Here is an 18,182-nt window from a genome sequence, read left to right on the forward strand (position 1 = left end):
TCGCCGGCCCGGCCGTAGCGGACCTCGATGTCGGCCCACCCACCGGTCAGGCTGTTCGACACCAGGTACAGGTTCCCGCGACGCGAGGCGAACGTGTCCGCCCCATCACCGTCCCAGTCCCCCACGAGCACCTGATCACCGGCCCGCCCGTAGTCGAACTGAGCATCCGCCCAACCCGAGGACAGGCTGTTGGACACGTAGTAGGTGTTCCCCCGGCGCACCGCGAACGAGTCCGCACCATCGGCGTCGTAGTCACCCACCAGCACCTGGTCATCCGCCCGGCCGTAATCCAGCTCGGCCTCCGCATTCCCACCAGACAGGGAGTTGGTGAGGAAGTAGCTGTTCCCACGACGCACCGCGAACGAATCCGCGCCGTCACCGTCCCAGTCACCCACCAGCACCGTGTCGGATGCACGACCAAACGTCAGCTCCACATCCGCGTTGCCCCCGTACAGGTTGTTCGACAGGAAGTAGGCATTCCCACGCCGGACTGCGAGCGTGTCGCTGCCGTCGCCGTCCCAGTCACCGACCAGGACCTCGTCGCCCGGGCGACCGAAGGAGAACTCGTGGTCCGCCCAGATCCCCCAACCATCGTTGAGGTAGAACCCACGACCCGGCGTCGGCGGCACCGGCTCACCAGGCTCACCCGGCTCCTCGTCGTCGATCAGCGTGACGACGAACGGCTCGAGCGTGACGTCCGGCGTCTCCTCTGAGACGGTCGCGGTCAGGGCCACCGCCTCGTGCTCGTAGCCCTCCGGCACACCGGTCAGCGTGACCTCGTAGTCCCCGGCGCCCTCGACAGCCACCGTGACGACGCCGCCGTCCTCGGCCAGGTCCGCCTCGGTGCCATCGGCCACCACGAGCTCCTGCCCCTCAGGACCGGACACCGTGACCTCGCCACCGGCCACCGCAGCACCGTCCTCGTCCTGGACGGACGCGGTGATCGAGCCGTCGACCGGGCCCGGCTCCTCGTCGTCGCCGCACTGGCCGTAGCGAGGACCGTCCCCTGCGATCGGCACGCCCGAGTCCGTCGGAACGACCGCGTTGCCCGTGCATGCCAGCGAGCCGTCGACGGTGAGACCGGCGAGGATGGTCGCCATCCGGCCGCTGTTGTCCGCGATCGTCACGTCGTCGGCGACCTCCGAGCGGTCGATGACGACAGGGCCCGCCGTGCCGGTGACGCTGAGCGTGCCCCCGATCGTCGACTGCTCACACCCGGCGGTCGTGTCGCCCACCGAGACCTGGCCGGTCGTACCAGCGATGCTCACCGGTCCGGTGACGCCGGACCCGCAGATCGCGACGACGGAGGCGCCGTCGCTGGTGATCGAACCGGTGACCTCGGAGTCCTGCACGATGAGCCGGCCCCCGTCGGAGACGGTGATGTCGCCCGAGACGTTCGCGTCGTCGAGGCAGAGCCCGCCCGCGCCGGCGGTGACCGATCCGTCGTGGGCGCCGGTGATCGTCTGCTCGCACGGCGGAGCGATCGAGACGTTCCTCGACCACACCTCCCACGGCGCCACACGCCCGCGGTCACCGGCGACGACGACGTTCATCGAGTCGAGCACCGTGAAGGCGCCGTTCTCGGAGTTGTTGTAGTCGACGCCGACCGGGACGCTCCAGTCGTCCCCGCGCCCGCTCTCCGACATCGTGAGCACGAGCCCGGGCCGCCCCACCATGAGGAGCAGCTCGCCCGAGGGGAGCATCTCCATCGTGGGCTGGACGCTCTCCAGGTCCTGCCCGGCCGGGCCGACGTCGATCGGCTCCGGCTCGCTCCAGGTCGCGCCGTCGTCCGTCGAGCGCGAGTGGAGCATCGGCAGGTGCCAGCCGGTGCGCATGACCATGTACAGCGAACCGTCGGCGAGCCGCTCGACCGCGCCCTCGCTCGGTCCGTCGTAGGCCGTGACGTCGGCGAGCTCCGGGTCCTCCACGGCGACCGTGCCGCGGACGCTCCAGTTGATGCCGCCGTCCTCGGAGACGAGCAGGAGCTGGCGGTAGTTCTCGTCGCCCTCGTAGTACCCGTAGGCCGAGATGTACAGCGTCCCGTCGGGGTCCTCGAGCAGGGTGTGGAGCAGCACGAAGCCGCCCAGCGTTGTCCCCGGCCGCGGTGAGGTGGCGCCGATCGGCCGCATCGGCTCGGGCGTGTCGAGCACACCGTCGCGGTGCTCCCAGCTCGTGCCGCCGTCGGAGGAGATCGCGGTCTCCACGGTGGCCTGGCGGTTGTCGCTGCCCTCCACCATGAACGTGTTGAAGTCGACCGCGATGATGTCGCCGTTGCGGAGCCTCGACACGGTGATGCCCGAGGCGTCCGGCATGGGGTTGAGGTCCACGGCGGGGGTCCAGCTCGCGCCGTCGTCGTCCGACATCCCGAAGAGGAAGCCGGAGGCGTCGATGCGGTCCGGGCTGGCCGAGTACGGGAAGATGATGCGACGTCCGCCGTCGTCGGTCGGGACGAGGATCCCGCCGAGGGGGAAGCCGAGATCCTCGCCGTCGTCGTCGATCGTCACGGTGTCGCCGATGGTGAACGGCGCGGTGCCGACCGCCTCGGCCGGGGTCTCCTCGGCCGTGCCGAACGTGACGTCGTCGATGAAGAGATCGTCGACCGCAGCCCCGACGCCGGTCGAGCCCGTGGTGAAGGCGAGCCCGGTGATGGCCGTGACCTCGTTGGTCGCACCCGAGTTGTTGCCGATGGTCGACCCCGCGGAGCCGACGTACTCGCCTCCGACGCTCACCCGCGCGGCGGCGTTGTCACTCGGCACCGCGACCTCGATCTGCGACCACTCGCCGAGCGGGACGCTGCCGGCCGGAGCCAGCTCGCGCCAGGTCCGGGTCCACTGCTCGTACCACTCGATGCTGCCGTCGTCGATCACTCGTAGGCGGAAGAGCGAGTTGGCCGGGTGGCCGGTCGGGAGCAGCGAGTCGCCGACGATGTCGAACGTGAATCCCTCGAGTGCCGTGGGGTTGACGTCGAAGGAGAGGTAGGCGCCCTGTTGGGGGGCGACCGGGCACGAGATGCCCACCGCCGCCTCGGAGCTCGTGTCCTGCACACGGAGCGAGCGCTCGCCCTCGGACGCGGCCTCGTCGCTGACGAGCGCCGGGTCGTAGCCGTCGAGCGTGGAGCACTCGGCCGGCACGGAGCCGACGTCGTCGTTCTCGAACGTCAGTGTGCTGAACTCGCCGGCGACCGTGACCTCCTGGGTGCTGTCGGACTCGTTGCCGGCGGTGTCGGTGACGACCGTGCGCAGCGTGTTGACGCCGGCCTGGGCGAAGGTGTGCGAGATCGACACCGTCACCCAGCCGTCCTCGTCGGGCCCGCTGAGCACGGCCGGGATGGTCTCGCCCTGCCACTCGGCGACCGCCGTGTAGTCCGCGAGCTCCGCTCCCTCGGGGAGGTAGAACCGCGCGACAGGCTCGTCGGTGACCTCCGTGCCGACGGCGAGACCTTCGTCGTCGAAGAGGGGCTCGATGGTGAGGCCGGCGAAGGCGTCCTCGGGCAGCTCGCCGGAGACGGCAAGGTCGTCGATGTAGTAGTCGACACCGACGGCACTCTGTCCGGCGGACCCGAAGAAGATCTCGCCCATCGTGGGCGACTCGGCGTTGCGTCGCTCGGTCTCGAACCGGACACCGTTGAGGACGAGCTCGGCGCGCTCGGTGGTCGCGTTGATGGTGACGTCGACCCACTCGTTGAGGGTGGCACCTCCCGGGATCGTGGCGACGTCGGCGAAGCTCGACCCGTCGTAGGCGGCGACGCGGATGTCGTCGCCGTCGCGGTTGAACGTGAACCGCCAGACGCCGTTCGCGCTGGTGCCCTCGGCACCCTGGATGGCCACGTACGGGCCGGCGTTGAACTCGGCGGGCGAGAACCGGTAGGAGACCGACCGCTCCTCGGTCTGGGGGTAGTTGCACCAGGCGCGGGTGTAGACGGCGTTGTCCTGGTCGACCACGCGCATCGCCCGGTTGGTCTCGGCGGCGCCGCCGAAGGCGGCCTCGGCGACGGTGACGTCCCCGATGGTCCGGCAGTCCGCGGGTGGCTCGCCGAGCGGTTCGTCGTCGAAGGTGCGCACGGCGCCGTCGGCCGGCGCCGCCGCGGCGGGCGCACCAGGCACGGCAGCACCCGACACCAGCGTCAGGGCGCAGGCGGCCACGGCGGCCGCTGCGAGCGCGGCGCGTCGTGGACGCGGTTGGCGGAGTTTCATCTCTTCCACTTCCTCCTCGGTGATGCGGCCGGCACGGCGTGGCGGCGCGTTCGGTCATGCGTGGGGGGTGTGGGCCCGCCCGGAGGCGGTGGGGGCATCGGTGATCGGGGGACGCGCGTCAGCGGCGCACTCCGAGGGTGTCGGAGCCGTCGCCGTTCCAGTCGCCGACGAACACCTCGTCGGAGGCCCGGCCGTAGAACTGCTCGATGTCCGCCCAACCACCAGTCAGGCTGTTGGACACGAGGTACTGGTTCCCGCGACGCGAGGCGAACGTGTCCGCCCCGTCACCGTCCCAGTCACCCACGAGCACCGTGTCACCAGACCGGCCATAGTCGAACTGCGCGTCCGCCCAACCAGAGGTCAGCGAGTTGGACACGTAGTACGTGTTCCCGCGCCGCACGGCGAAGGTGTCCGCACCGTCGGCGTCGTAGTCACCCACGAGCACCTGATCATCCGCCCGGCCGTAGTCCAGCTCGGTCTCCGCGTTCCCACCGGTGAGCCGGTTGGTGAGGAAGTAGCTGTTCCCACGTCGGATGGCGAAGGAGTCGCTGCCGTCGCCGTCCCAGTCGCCCACGAGCACGGTGTCGCCGGAGCGGCCGAAGGTCAGCTCCACGTCCGCCGTCCCGCCGGAGAGGGTGTTGGACAGGTAGTAGGCGTTCCCGCGGCGCACGGCGAGCGTGTCGCTGCCGTCGCCGTCCCAGTCACCGACCAGCACCTCATCACCCGGGCGACCGAAGCTGAACTCATGATCAGCCCAGATCCCCCACCCGTCGTTGAGGTAGAACCCACGACCCGGCGACGGCGGAACCGGCTCCGGCTCACCAGGCTCGCCCGGCTCCTCGTCGTCGATGAGCGTGACGACGAAGGGGTCGAGCGTGACGTCCGGCGTCTCCTCGGTGAGGGACGCAGTCAGGGCCACCGCCTCGTGCTCGTAGCCCTCCGGCACACCGGAGAGCGTGACGTCGTAGTCCCCAGCACCCTCGACGGCCACGGTGATGGTGCCGTCGTCCTCGGCCAGGTCGGCCTCGGCGCCATCGGCCACCGTGAACTCGTCCTCGGCGCCCGCGACCGTGATCGCACCACCCGCGACAGCAGCACCGTCAACGTCCTCGACGGACGCCGTGATCGACCCCGCCACCGGCTCGGGCTCGTTCGGGTCCGCGGGATAGTCACCCAGGGAGCTGAAGGTGCCGACGACGGCGTTGATGTTCGTGTCGTAGCTCACCGTGAGGTACTCGTCGCCGGAGACGACGGCGGAGCTCGGATCGCCCTGGTCGACGTTCTGCCGCGACATGTACAGGAGCACGGGAGTCGTGTCGGTCCAGGCCTGCCCCGGGTGCGCGAGCCGGCCGACGACGGGTTCGCTGGACCCGTAGTCGTTGCCGCCGTACGTGAGCAGCATCCGGCCGCCGGGCAGCGTGAGGATGTCGGGAGCCTGCATGCTCCACGGGACCGGGCTCGCGACGGACCACGTGCGACCGTGGTCGAACGACTCGCTGACGAGGCCGGGCCGGATGACTGCGGTGAGGTGCCCGTCGGACAGGACCGCCACCTCCGTCTCGGAGAGGCCGACGCCCGGCTCCGCGGGGATCATCACCTCGTTCTCCACGGGCCAGGTCCGCCCGCCGTCCGTGCTGCGCACGACGCTGGCGCGGCCCAGCGCGGCGTCGGGGCGCGTCCCGTACAGGGGGACGAGGAGGTCGCCGTTGTCCAGCTCGACGACGTTGCCGGACTCGGCGGCCCAGCCGAGGAGGTAGTGGCCGCTGCGGGGCCCGCAGCCGCAGCTCATCGACGACTCCACGAGGGCCGGATCGGACCACGTCTGGCCCCCGTCCTCGGAGCGCGCCACGTAGGTGTCGATCGTGGCGCCCTCGGCCGGGTAGTCGGTCCAGTCCGTCTGGAACCAGGTGAGCACGATGGTCCCGTCGCGCAGCTGCGTGATCTGCGGGTCGCGGTCGTCGTGGGCCGAGTCGATGATGACCCGAGGATCCGACCAGGTCAGCCCCCCGTCGGTGCTCTCGGTCCACCGGATCTGACCGGGATCACCGCCGTCGCCCGGCGAGTGCCCGTTCGACCAGTAGTAGACGGTGACCAGGCGTCCGTCGTCGAGGCGTGCGACCTCCGGGAAGAAGGGCCGCTCGTCGCCGTCGCCCTCCGCGATGATGACGTCCGGCTGAATCCTGGAGCTCGCGCCGACGGACTGCGCGGCCACCGACTCGGTCCCGTCCGGGCCGGTGACGACGGTGCGCAGGATCCCGCGGTCCCCGTCCTCGAAGGTGTGCGTCACCGACACGGTCGCCCAGCCGTCGGTGTCCGGGCCGCTGAGCTCGGCCGGGACGGTCTGGCCCTGCCACTCCACCGCCGCCGTGTAGTCCGCGACGTCGGCCCCCTCGGGGAGCTGGACGCGCGCGACGGGCTCGGCCACGATCTCGCCGGCGTCGATGAAGTCGTCGAGGAGGGGCTCGACGGCGAGGCCGGCGAAGGCGTCGTCGGGCAGCTCGCCGGACACGGCGAGGTCGTCGATGTAGTAGTCCACGCCGACGGCGCTGAATCCGGCAGAGCCGAAGTAGATCTCGCCCATCGTGGGCGAGGCCGCGTTGCGGCGCTCGGTCTCGAACCGGACACCGTCGACGATGATCTCCGCGCGCTCGGTGGTGGCGTTGATCGTCACGTCCACCCACTCGCCCAGCGCCGCACCACCCGCGACCCGGGCGACGTCGGCAAAGCTCGATCCGTCGTAGGCCGCGATCCGGATGTCGTCCCCGTCCCGGTTGAAGGTGAACCGCCAGACACCGTTGGCACTGGTGCCCTCGGCGCCCTGGATCGCCACGTACGGGCCCGCGTTGAACTCGGCGGGCGAGAAGCGGTAGGACACCGACCGCTCGGCCGTCTGCGGATAGTCGCACCATGCGCGGGTGTAGACGGCGCTGCTCTGGTCGACGACGCGCATGGCGCGGTTGCCCTCGGCCGCTCCGCCGAACTCGGCCTCGGCGACGGTGACGTCGCCGATGATCCGGCAGTCCGCGGGCGGCTCCCCCAACGGCTCGTCATCGAACGTGCGCACGGCGCCGTCGGCCGGCGCTGCCGCGGCGGGCGAGCCCGGCACCACACCGCCCGGCAGCACCGTCAGGGCCAGGCCGAGGAGCGCGGCGGTGGCGATGCCCGGCGTCCGGCGCCGGCGCCCGGGCCGGTGCCGGCTCGAATGGTTGTCACTGTCCAGGGGATGGGTGATCACGAGTGGCTCCTTTGCCGACCTTTGAGGCGCAACTATCAGCATGGACCGCCGTTCCATGTCGAGAGCCCCATGTTGCGTGATCTGATCGTGACGTTCACCGGCCAATCGACCATCCGAACCCCCCGCCGAGCCGGCGCAGCGCCGCGCCGCGGGCCTGGCAGTGTGCCATGTCGCGTGATCGCTTCGTGACATGGAATGACTTTCCATGTCAGCGGTCGACTGTTACGTTCCCCGACATGGAACAGCGTGCCAAGTCGTATCACTCGCAGGGGCTCTACCGAGCCCTTGCGATTCTGCGACTCCTCGGCAAGGCGAGCACCCCGCTGACGCTCGCCGCGATCGCCTCGGAGCTCAAGCTGCCGAAGTCGACCGCCGTGCGCCTCCTGCTCGTCATGGAGGAGGAGGGGTTCGTGCGCAGGTCCGGCGAGCACCCCGCCTACTCGATCGGGCACGCCGTCCACGAGATCGCCGAGGGCTACCGGCCGCCGAGCATGTCCGACGTCGCGGCTCCCGTCCTCACCCGGCTCGCCGACCAGGTGGGCTTCACGGCGAACCTCGGCGTGCTCGAAGGGCCCTCGGTCCTCCACCTGCACGTGGCCGAGCCGCAACGTGCGCTCCGGTTCGCGACGGGAGGCACACTCGATTACGCCTACTGCACCGGGCTCGGCAAGCTGCTCATGTCCGTGCTCCCCGAGGACGACATCGACGCGCACCTGCCGGAGTCGGAGCCCTACTCGAGCTGGACCGCGAGCACCATCACGACGCGGGCCGGCATGGTCGCCGAGCTCGAGCGGATCCGGCAGGCCGGCTACAGCGTCGACGACGAGGAACGCAACCGCGGCGTCACCTGCATGGCCGTCCTGCTGCCGACGCACGGCACTCCCACGCTCGCCCTGTCCGTCTCCGCCCCGAGCGCCGAGCTCGAGGATCCCGCCCGCGAGCAGCTCCTGCCCGTCCTGAGGGCGGCGGCGACCGAGCTCGTCGCCCGGCCGGGGTTCGATGCGGCGCTCGATCCGCTGCGCACCAGGATGACCGTCGCATGATCGTCGACGTCCACAGCCACTGCCACCAGCCGGAGCACTGGGGCCGCGAGCACGAGGACCACTGGCAGGGCGCCTACGGCGGCGAGCCGTACCCGGTGGTCACGCCCGAGTCGTACGACCAGGTGATGCAGGACGCGGGGGTCGACGTCGCGGTCGTCTTCGGGCTCTCGGCGTCACAGGCCGGCGTGCGCACGCCGAACGCCTTCGTCGCCGACTTCGTCTCGCGGATGCGGACACCGGCGATCCCGTTCTGCTCGATCGACCCGCTCGACACCGACTGGCGCGACCAGCTCGACGAGGCGATCGGGCTCGGGTTCCAGGGCGTGAAGCTCTACCCGGTGCTCTCGCTGTTCGACCCGCTCGCCCCGGAGTTCGACGAGTTCTACACGACGCTGAGGTCCCACGGCATGGTGGCGCTGTGGCACATGGGCGCCACGCCGAGCCCGGTCGGCCGTCTCGCGGTGAGCCAGCCGATGGTGATCGACGAGGTCGCCCGCCGGCACCCGGACCTCACCCAGGTGATGGCGCACATGGGTCACCCGTGGCAGCGCGACACGAACGTGGTGCTGCGCAAGAACCGGCGGGTGTTCGCCGACGTCTCGGGGGTCCCCTCGCGCCCGATGGACGCCTTCTTCGCGCTCGTCGGGGCCCAGGAGTGGGGCACGGTCGACAAGCTCGTGTTCGGCTCCGACTACCCGCTCTGGACGCCCGTCGAAGCCCTCGCGAACCTGCGCTCGATCGCCACGTTCCGCGCCGGGAACCTGCCGTTCGTCAATGACGACACGGTCGAACGGATCATCCACTGCGACGCCCTGCAGATGCTCGGGCTCGCCGACCCCCGAACCAGCACCGACCAGGTCGACGCCCGGTCGTCGACACCAAGGAGCACCACGTGACATCCGTCTCCCGCGGCCTCGCCGAGGCGGCAGAGCGCCTCATCCCGGGCGGGGTCAACTCCGCCACCCGCAGCATCGGCGCCCCCTGGGCCTGGCGATCCGCGCACGGCGCCACGATCACCGACATGGACGGCGGCGTCTACACCGACTACCACGCCGCGTTCGGCGCGATCCTCCTCGGGCACAGCGACGAGCGGGTCAACGCCGCCGTCACGCGCGCCATCGCCGACATCGACCTCGTGGGCGTCGGCACGACCGAGCTCGAGGTGGAGCTGGCACGGCTGGTCGTCGACGCCATCCCGAGCGCCGAGATGACCATCTCCACCATGAGCGGCTCGGAGGCGACGTTCCAGGCGGTCCGCCTCGCGCGCGGCGCGACGGGGCGCCCGTACATCCTCAAGTTCCAGGGCAACTTCCACGGGTCCTACGACGCGCTCGCCCGCAACGTCATCTCCGCGCCCGAGCTCGCGTGGAAGCGCGACCCGAACTCGTCCGGGATCCTCGACGACGCCATCGACCACACGCTCGTCGCCGAGTTCAACGACCTCGCCTCGGTCGAGGAGCTGTTCGCCCAGCACCCCGGGCAGATCGCGGCCGTGATCCTCGAGCCCGTCCCGCACAACGTCGGCGCGCTCCTGCCCGAGCAGTCCTTCCTCGAGGGCCTGCGCACTCTCACCCGGACGCACGGGAGCGTCCTCATCTTCGACGAGGTGATCTCCGGCTTCCGCCACGCGCTCGGCGGCTACCAGGAGCTGTGCGGCGTCACGCCGGACCTCACCACGTTCGGCAAGGCGATGGGCAACGGGTTCCCGGTCGCGGGGCTGGCCGGCAGCCGCGACGTCATGTCGCACTTCACGCCCGCGGGCGGCACGGTCATGCTGGCGGGCACGTTCAACGGCAACGCCGCGTCGATGGCCGCCGCGATCGCCACCATCGAGGTGCTCAAGGACCCCGAGGTCGATTTCTACGGCCACGTCGGCCGCCTCGGTGACCGCATGCGCACGGGCCTCCAGGGAATCGCCGACGAGCACGGCATCGCCGCGCACATCACCGGGCTCGGCTCCGTGTTCATCCCGTACTTCCTCGACGGCGAGGTCCGCGGGTACCGCGACCTGCTGCGCAACGACGACCAGGCCTACGCCACGTTCCAGCGGCGCATGATCGACAAGGGCTCGTTCATGTACCCGATGGCGCTCAAGCGGAACCACATCTCGCTCGCGCACACCGAGGCGGACGTCGACCGCACCCTCGCGCAGGCCGAGGAGGTCCTCGTCGCCATGGCGCACGAGGGGCTGTTCGCGCACCCGAAGGCCGCGGTCTGACATGTCCCCGACTCCGACGACCGTGCTGCGCGGAGGCCTCGTCGCCGACGGGCTCGGTGGTGACCCCTTCCTCGGCGACGTCGTCGTCGCCGGGGAGCGGATCGCTGCCGTCGTCCCGGCGGGCGAGCGACCCGCCGGCGGGTACGACGCGGAGATCGTCGACTGCGCGGGGCGGGTCGTCGCCCCCGGCTTCGTGGACATCCACTGCCACTCCGACCTCAGCCTGCTCGCCTACCCGGACAACGAGAGCCGGATCGGCCAGGGCGTGACCACCGAGGTGGTCGGGAACTGCGGCATGACTCCGGCCCCGGTGGGCGCCGACCTCACCGGCCTGCAGAAGGTCATCAGCACCATCGACGTCACGCCCGACCTGGAGTGGACCTGGAGCGACGTCGCCGGCTGGCTCCAGGCGCTCGACGACTGCCCCACCGCGACCAACGTCGCCGCCCACGTCGGCCACGGGTCCGCGCGGTTCGCCGTGGCCGGCACCAGCACGGACGCCCTCGACGGCGCGGGGCTGGCCGCGCTCGAGCGCGAGGTCGCCGGCGCCTTCGCGGCCGGCGTCGTGGGGGTCAGCCTCGGGCTCATGTACGCCCCCGGCGAGTCGGCGCGCGCCGACGAGCTCGCCTCGGTGGCGCGCATCGTCGCCGCCCATGACGGACTGCTGTCGGCGCACCTGCGCGACTACCGCACGAGCGCCCTGCGCGGGTCGATCGACGAGGTGGCCGGCGCCGTGCACGACGGCGGACCGCGGCTGCAGATCTCGCACCTGCGGGGCATCGGCGGGGAGGACGGATTCCCGGAGGTGCTCGACCACGTCGAGACGCTGCAGGGGTCGGCGGACATCGCGGCCGACGCGTACCCGTACGTCCACGGACACACCACGCTCATCCAGCTGCTGCCTCCGGAGCTGCGCGCGGCCGGACCGGACGCGGTCGTCGACGCCTGCCTCACCTCTCCGGGCGCGATCGCCGACCTCCTCGCGGCCGCCGGCTACGCCCTCCACCAGATCCTCGTCATGAAGGCGACGGCGACGCCCGAGGCCGTGGGCAAGGATCTGACCGAGATTGACGGCGACCCCTGGGTATGGCTCGCCGACCTGCTGGTGGCCAACGACGGGCTCGTCGACGTCGCCGTGGAGAGCGGACGGTGGAGCGACGTCGACCTGGCGCTCGACACCCCCTGGATCTCGGTCGCCTCCGACGGCACGGCGCTGAACCGCACGCACCTGTCGTCCGTCGCGCACCCCCGCTCCTGGGGCGCCTTCTCCGCCGGCTACCGGCGGATGCGGCGACGCGGCACGCCCGTCGGCGAGACCGTCCGACGCCTCACCACCGCGCCGGCGGCGCGCGCCGGCCTCACCAGCGGCATCGTCGAGGGCCACCGCGCCGACCTGGTCGTGCTCGACGACCTCACCTTCGACTCCGCGGCGACGTTCGCCCAGCCGGCGCAGACCTCCGTGGGGCTCGACCACGTCTACGTGGGCGGCACGGCCGTCACCGAGCACGGGCGCCGCACCGGTGCGCGTCCGGGCACTCTCATCAGGAAGGGCCAGCAGTGACCGAGCAAGGAACGCCCCTGGGCGTCGGGATCGTGGGGGTCGGCGGGATCGCGCTGTCCCACATGGCCGCGCTGCGCACCATGACGGGCGCACGGCTCGTCGCCGTGTGCGACCTGGACGCCGACCGCGCCGCCGAGGTGGCGCACACGGAGCGGTGCGCCGGCTACGGGTCGGTCGACGAGCTCCTCGCGGACGACGCCGTCGAGGCCGTCATCGTCTGCACCCCGAACATGACGCACGAGGCGCTCGGCCTCCAGGTCCTCACGGCGGGTCGGCACCTGCTGATGGAGAAGCCCCTGGCGCTGACGCCCGAGGGTGCGCGACGCGTCGCGGCCGAGGCCGACGCACGCGGCCTCGCGCTCGCCGTGGGCCACAGCCACCGGTTCACCGACCAGAGCCTGGCGATCCGCGAGGTCATCGACTCCGGCGACATCGGCACGCCGCGGTTCGTCCGCGTCGTCATGAACGGCGGCTGGATCTGGCCCGGCTGGCAGGCCTGGGTGCTCGACCCCGAGCTCTCCGGCGGTCACTCGCTGCACAACGGCGTCCACCTCATCGACCTCGCGAGCTGGTGGATCGGCGAGCCGGCGACGAGCGTCTTCTCGGTCGGGCAGCACGCCACGAGCGAGGCGCTCCAGATCCACGACTACCTGGTCATGGGCCTCGGCTTCGCGAGCGGTGCCTCGGGGGTGTGCGAGATCAGCCGCGGCGAGCTCCCCCGCAGCGCCGGCTACCTGGAGCTCACCGTCGTGGGCACCGAGGGCGTCCTCTCACGCTCGTGGGACGCCGAGGGCGTCCTCGCCTGGACCGACACCGGCCTCACGGCGTGGGGCGTCGACGGCTCCGGCGGCCGCACCTTCGTCCGCGAGCTCGAGGCGTTCGCCGCCGCGGCGCGCGGCGAGGTCGAGGTCGTCCCACCCGTGTCGGCGGCGATCCACGCCGTCGACGTCGCCGCCGCGTCCGAGGCCTCGCTCCGCGAGGGCCGCACGATGACGATCGGAGCAACGGCATGACCGGCACGCTCACCACCCGGCCCGGACTCGTCCGCGCGCTCGCGGCGATGCACTCCGGCGAGCTCGGGCTCCTGCGGGCAGCGGCGCTCGACGTCGTCGCGGTCGGCGAGGGGGACGCGCTGAGCGTGCTCGGCCCGGACGCGATCGGCGTCCTGCGCGCCGCGACCGGCCCGACGTCGGTCGACTTCCAGGCGCACTCCGCCGCGGACGGGGGCGCGACGACGTTCCTCGGGCGGGCGAGCCACGGGATCGCCGTGAGCGCGCACCTCTCGCTCGTCGACGGCGACGGCGGCGAGCACCTCTACGCGGCGATCCGGCTCGTCGGCACGCACGGCTCCGTGGTCGTGGACCTGCTGCGCCCGCTGCTGGACGTCCGCACCGCGGCCGGGACCACGCGGGTGCCGTTCGGGGTGCCCGGCGCGCAGGTCCCGCCGGAGGACACGACCGACGCCCTGTCCGCGATCGCCGACTCCGCGCGGTCGGGCCGCACGGTAACGACCAACTGGTGAGGGAGAACAGGACATGAAGTGGCTGACGTTCGACGACGGCGGCACCGTCCGGCACGGGTACGTCGAGGGTGACGAGATCGTCGTGGCCGGCGACGGCGACCTGGCGGCCGTGGTCCGGGGCGAGACCGGCGCGACGGAGGTCGGGCGCCGCCCGCTCGCCGGCGCGCGCCTCCTCGCTCCCCTGCTGGCGCCGGGCAAGGTGCTCGCGGTCGCCGCGAACTATCAGGAGCACGTCAAGGAGGCAGGTTTCGAGGCGCGGAAGCAGACGACCGCGACGCCGCGCCTCTTCCTCAAGCCCGACACGGCGATCACGGGCCCGGACGCCCCGGTCGCCCTCAATCCCATCACCACCCAGCTCGACTGGGAGGTGGAGATCGCCGCGGTGATCGGCTGGCGCGCGCAGGGCGTGCCGGTGGGCGACGCGCTGGACCACGTGTTCGGCTACGCCACGAGCAACGACATCTCGGCGCGCAGCCTCGACCTGGGCGTGCCCCGCGACGGCGAGGCCATGACCGGCTTCTTCGACTGGCTCGAGGGCAAGTGGCTCGACGGCTCGGCGCCCCTGGGCCCCTACCTCGTCACCAGCGACGAGGTGCCGGACCCCCAGGACCTCGGGCTCACGCTCGAGCTCAACGGCCAGGTCATGCAGCAGGGCAGCTCGTCCGACATGGTCCACACCGTCGCCGAGCTGGTGTCGTTCAGCTCGCGGCTCATGACCCTCAACCCGGGGGACATCATTCTCACCGGCACACCGTCCGGCGTCGGTGCCACCACCGGCGTCTTCCTCCAGCCCGGCGACACCATGGTCGCCGCGGTCGAGGGACTCGGGTCCCTCACCACCCCAGTCGTGGCGGCGTAGCCGCCGCCCGGAGCCCCCGGGCCTGATCGACGCAGATCAGGCTGTTCCACCCACCACGAGGAGCAATCATGCGATCACGAATCGCCAGGACGGCCGTCGCACTCGGCCTCTCCACAGCCCTGCTGACCGCCTGCGGAGGAGGTGGCGACGACAACGGCGGCGGCGAGGCCGGATCGGACGGGGGCGACCCGACGTCCGCCAACCTCTACCTGTACCAGTCCCCCGTCCAGTTCAACCCGCTGGCACCCGGGCAGGGTGCCGAGCAGCTGACGATGACGCTGGTGTACGACGCCCTGTTCAACGTGGGACCCGACTTCGAGCCGGTCCCCCGGATCGCGGAGTCGTGGGACGTGAACGACGACGCCACGTCCTACACCTTCCACCTGCGCGACGGGCTCGAGTGGAGCGACGGAGAGCAGATCACCGCGGACGACGTCGTCTTCACGTACAACCTGTTCGCCAACCCCGACGTCGCCAGCCCCAACACCGCGCCCTTCCAGGGCGTCGTGGGCTTCGACGAGGTCCAGGAGGGCGCGGCCGACACGCTCGAGGGCATCGTGGCGGACGACGACCAGACCGTGACGATCAACCTCACCGAGCCCACCCCCGGCTTTCTCGCCCTGTTCGGCAGCGGCTTCGGGATCCTCCCCGAGCACGTCCTGGGCGACGTCGAGCCCGCCTCGATCATGGAGGACGAGTTCTTCGACCTGCCCCCCGTCAGCTCCGGGCCCTACGTGATGCGCGAGTTCAACGTCGACCAGAACGTCGTCCTCGACGCGAACCCCAACTACTGGACAGAGGTCGGCATCGACACGCTCTACCTCCAGATGCTCACCAGCGACGTCGCGACCGCCCAGCTCGCCACGGGCGAGACCGACCTCGTCCAGATCGCGCCGCAGGACCTGGAGACGGTCGAGGGGCTCGACGGCGTCACCGTCAGCTCGGCGCCGTCGCCCGGGTTCCTCCGCCTGCTCGTCAACTTCGAGCGGTACGACGACGAGCGGGTCCGCCAGGGACTCCTCATGGCCATCGACCGCCAGGGCATCATCGACGGGATCCTCGGGGGCCACGGCGAGGTCCTCAACAGCACGATCATGACGCCCTGGGCGATCCCCGACGACCTCGAGACCTACGACTACAACCCCGAGGAGGCCACGGCCCTGCTCGAGGAGGCCGGCTTCGACTTCGACCAGGAGCTCCGGATCAGCTGGATCCCGGGCACCGCCGACCGTGACGCGGCCGTCCAGGTCGTCATCGAGAACCTCGGCGCGATCGGCATCAACGTCGTGGCCAACCAGATCGAGGAGGCGAACCAGCTGAGCATGATCGAGAACGCCGAGTACGACCTCATGATCTCGGGCGGCGGCACGTACACCCCCGACCCGACGGTCTCGGCCAACGCCCTGCGCTGCGACGCCATCTTCCCGGCCGGCGGCAACACGTCCCTGTTCTGCAACGAGGAGCTCGACGAGCTGCTCAACCAGGGTGCCGTCACGGCCGACGAGGCCGAGCGCGAGACGATCTACCAGGACGCCGTCCGCCTCGACAACCAGCTGGTGCCCTACCTGTGGCTCTACGTCCCCGACACCCCCTGGGCGGTGAGTGACCGCCTGCAGGGCTTCGAGCCGCACGGCGACTTCGCCAACGGCTTCTGGAACGCCGCCGAGTGGACCGTGACGGACTGATTGCATGCTGAGAGCTCTCGTCCCACGTCTCCTCTCGAGCGTGGCCGTCTTCCTGCTCATCGCCGTCGGACTGTTCGCCCTCACCCGGCTCGCGCCCGGTGACCCCATCGAGATGATGGTGCCGCCGGAGCTGGCGGGGGCCCAGCGGGACGCGTACATCGCGTCGGTCCGCGAGCGGTTCGGTCTCGACCAGCCGGTCGTGGTGCAGTTCTGGCACTGGCTCGGCGGGCTCATGACGGGAGATCTCGGATACTCGTACAACGGTGGCCGGCCGGTCGGCGAGCTGCTCGCCGACCGGCTCGGCCCGACCGCCCTGCTCATGGGCAGCGCGATGACCATCGGCCTGATCGTCGCCATCCCGGCGGGCGTCATCGCTGCCGTGCGACGCAACACCGTCGCGGACTACACGATCAGCTCGGTGAGCGTCGTCGCCATCGCCGTCCCGAGCTTCTTCCTCGGCATGCTCGCCATCTACGTCTTCGCGGTGCAGCTGGGCTGGCTCCCCTCCTCGGGGATGTACAGCAGCGGCCGGGACGACATCGGCGACCTGCTGCGCCACATGGTCATGCCGGTCGGCCTGCTCGCGCTGGCCAACGCGGCCAACTTCATCCGTTACGTCCGCAGCGGCGTGCTCGAGGAGCTGAACAAGGACTACGTCCGCACGATCATCGCGAAAGGCGGGACCCAGGCGCGGGCGCTGCGGCACGCGCTGCGCAACAGCCTCATGTCGCTCGTCACGGTGCTGGCGATGACGATCCCGGTCGCCCTGTCCGGCGCGGTCGTGCTCGAGCAGATCTTCTCGTGGCCCGGGATGGGGCAGCTCGCGATCGACGCCCTCGGGCAGCGCGACTACCCGGTCCTCATCGGGTTCGGGCTGTACATCGCGGTGCTCGTCCTGATCTGCAACCTCATCGCCGACCTGTCCTACACGATCATCGACCCGAGGGTGAGGAAAGCACGATGACGAGCAACGACCAGCTCCCCGCCTCGACCGTCGACCTCGCCCCGACCCCGCAGGAGTCCTCGCCGGACAAGCTCGCCCTGCGTCGGTTCCTCAAGAACCCGGCCGCGGTGATCGGCGTGGTCGCCCTGGTGATCATCGTGCTGGCAAGCGCGCTGGCCCCGTTCATCAGCCCGTACCCGCCCAACGAGATCGACCTGACGAACACCCGGCAGGCGCCGTCCGGCGAGCACTGGCTCGGCACCGACTCGACCGGCCGCGACGTCTTCAGCCGCCTGCTCGCGGGCGGTCAGATCTCCCTCATGGTGGGCTTCCTCGCCGCCCTCATGGCGGTGGTGATCGGCACGCTCGCTGGCGTCGTCGCCGGGTGGTTCGGCGGGATCGTCGACGGGATCATCAGCCGCGTCATCGACATCATGCTGTCGGTGCCGCCGGTCCTGGTGATCATCGTCCTCGCCGGCATCATCGGCCCGAGCGTGCCGATGCTCATCATCGTCATCGCCGGACTCGCGTGGCCGACGCCGGCCCGCATCGCCCGGGGCGTGGTCCTCAGCCTGCGCGAGGAGGAGTTCGTCCAGGCCGCCCGGGCGCTCGGCTCGCGGACCGGGTTCATCCTCTTCCGGCACCTCGTGCCGGGCGTGCTGCCCCCCATCGTGGTCTCGGCGACCCTGCTCGTGGCCGAGTCCGTCCTGCTGGAGTCCTCCCTGTCGTTCCTCGGCGCCGGCGTCCAGCCGCCGGAGTCGAGCTGGGGAAACATGCTCAACGAGGCGCAGTCCCTCACCGTCCTGTCGTCCATGCCGTGGCTGTGGGTGCCGGCCGGTCTCATGATCGCCGTCACCGTCCTGTCGGCGATGGCGATCGGGGACGGCGTCCGAGACGCCATCGACCCGCGGAAGAACAGCTGA

Annotated in this window: 12 protein-coding genes; 10 read left to right on the forward strand and 2 right to left on the reverse strand. The window is 71.1% G+C overall.

Annotated elements, in window-relative coordinates; genetic code table 11:
- A partial coding sequence (locus ACPYO4_RS13700; RefSeq protein WP_425709809.1) for a sialidase family protein occupies nucleotides 1–4,193 on the reverse strand: 4,193 nt, incomplete at its 3' end.
- 118 nt (nucleotides 4,194–4,311) lie between these two features.
- A complete protein-coding gene (locus tag ACPYO4_RS13705; protein WP_425709810.1) occupies nucleotides 4,312–7,428 on the reverse strand; it encodes a sialidase family protein in 3,117 nt (1,038 codons plus the stop codon).
- Nucleotides 7,429–7,664: 236 nt separating this feature from the next.
- On the opposite strand from ACPYO4_RS13705, the gene ACPYO4_RS13710 reads away from it, so the two are divergent.
- The 10 genes from ACPYO4_RS13710 (at nucleotide 7,665) to opp4C (ending at nucleotide 18,182) form a co-directional block, all read left to right on the forward strand.
- Complete coding sequence (locus ACPYO4_RS13710; RefSeq protein ID WP_425709811.1) at nucleotides 7,665–8,471, forward strand: IclR family transcriptional regulator; 807 nt, start codon at nucleotides 7,665–7,667, stop codon at nucleotides 8,469–8,471.
- Nucleotides 8,468–9,367 carry an amidohydrolase family protein gene (locus ACPYO4_RS13715; protein WP_425709812.1) on the forward strand — a complete coding sequence of 300 codons (900 nt, stop codon included), beginning with the start codon at nucleotides 8,468–8,470 and terminating at the stop codon, nucleotides 9,365–9,367. The genes ACPYO4_RS13710 and ACPYO4_RS13715 overlap by 4 nt, the downstream gene beginning before the upstream one ends.
- Nucleotides 9,364–10,689 (forward strand): aspartate aminotransferase family protein, encoded by a 1,326-nt coding sequence (locus tag ACPYO4_RS13720; RefSeq protein WP_425709813.1) that lies wholly within the window; start codon nucleotides 9,364–9,366, stop codon nucleotides 10,687–10,689. The genes ACPYO4_RS13715 and ACPYO4_RS13720 overlap by 4 nt, the downstream gene beginning before the upstream one ends.
- Nucleotide 10,690: 1 nt before the next feature.
- A complete protein-coding gene (locus tag ACPYO4_RS13725) occupies nucleotides 10,691–12,250 on the forward strand; it encodes an N-acyl-D-amino-acid deacylase family protein (RefSeq protein ID WP_425709814.1) in 1,560 nt (519 codons plus the stop codon).
- On the forward strand, nucleotides 12,247–13,263 hold the full coding sequence (locus tag ACPYO4_RS13730; RefSeq protein ID WP_425709815.1) for a Gfo/Idh/MocA family protein: 1,017 nt from the start codon (nucleotides 12,247–12,249) through the stop codon (nucleotides 13,261–13,263). The genes ACPYO4_RS13725 and ACPYO4_RS13730 overlap by 4 nt, the downstream gene beginning before the upstream one ends.
- A complete protein-coding gene (locus ACPYO4_RS13735; RefSeq protein ID WP_425709816.1) occupies nucleotides 13,260–13,772 on the forward strand; it encodes a hypothetical protein in 513 nt (170 codons plus the stop codon). The genes ACPYO4_RS13730 and ACPYO4_RS13735 overlap by 4 nt, the downstream gene beginning before the upstream one ends.
- A 13-nt stretch (nucleotides 13,773–13,785) precedes the next feature.
- Entirely contained in the window at nucleotides 13,786–14,631 is an 846-nt protein-coding gene (locus ACPYO4_RS13740; protein ID WP_425709817.1) for a fumarylacetoacetate hydrolase family protein, read from the forward strand.
- A 68-nt stretch (nucleotides 14,632–14,699) separates the two neighbouring features.
- The gene (locus ACPYO4_RS13745) at nucleotides 14,700–16,316 is read left to right on the forward strand and encodes an ABC transporter substrate-binding protein (RefSeq protein ID WP_425709818.1); all 1,617 of its coding nucleotides are present in this window, start codon (nucleotides 14,700–14,702) and stop codon (nucleotides 16,314–16,316) included.
- Between the two features lie 4 nt (nucleotides 16,317–16,320).
- A complete protein-coding gene (locus tag ACPYO4_RS13750) occupies nucleotides 16,321–17,280 on the forward strand; it encodes an ABC transporter permease (RefSeq protein WP_425709819.1) in 960 nt (319 codons plus the stop codon).
- Nucleotides 17,277–18,182 (forward strand): oligopeptide ABC transporter permease, encoded by a 906-nt coding sequence (gene opp4C, locus ACPYO4_RS13755; RefSeq protein WP_425709820.1) that lies wholly within the window; start codon nucleotides 17,277–17,279, stop codon nucleotides 18,180–18,182. Before ACPYO4_RS13750 ends, opp4C begins: the two co-directional genes overlap by 4 nt.

This window comes from Georgenia sp. Z1491, from assembly GCF_049856175.1.
In the GTDB taxonomy this organism is placed as follows: Bacteria; Actinomycetota; Actinomycetes; order Actinomycetales; family Actinomycetaceae; genus JB111.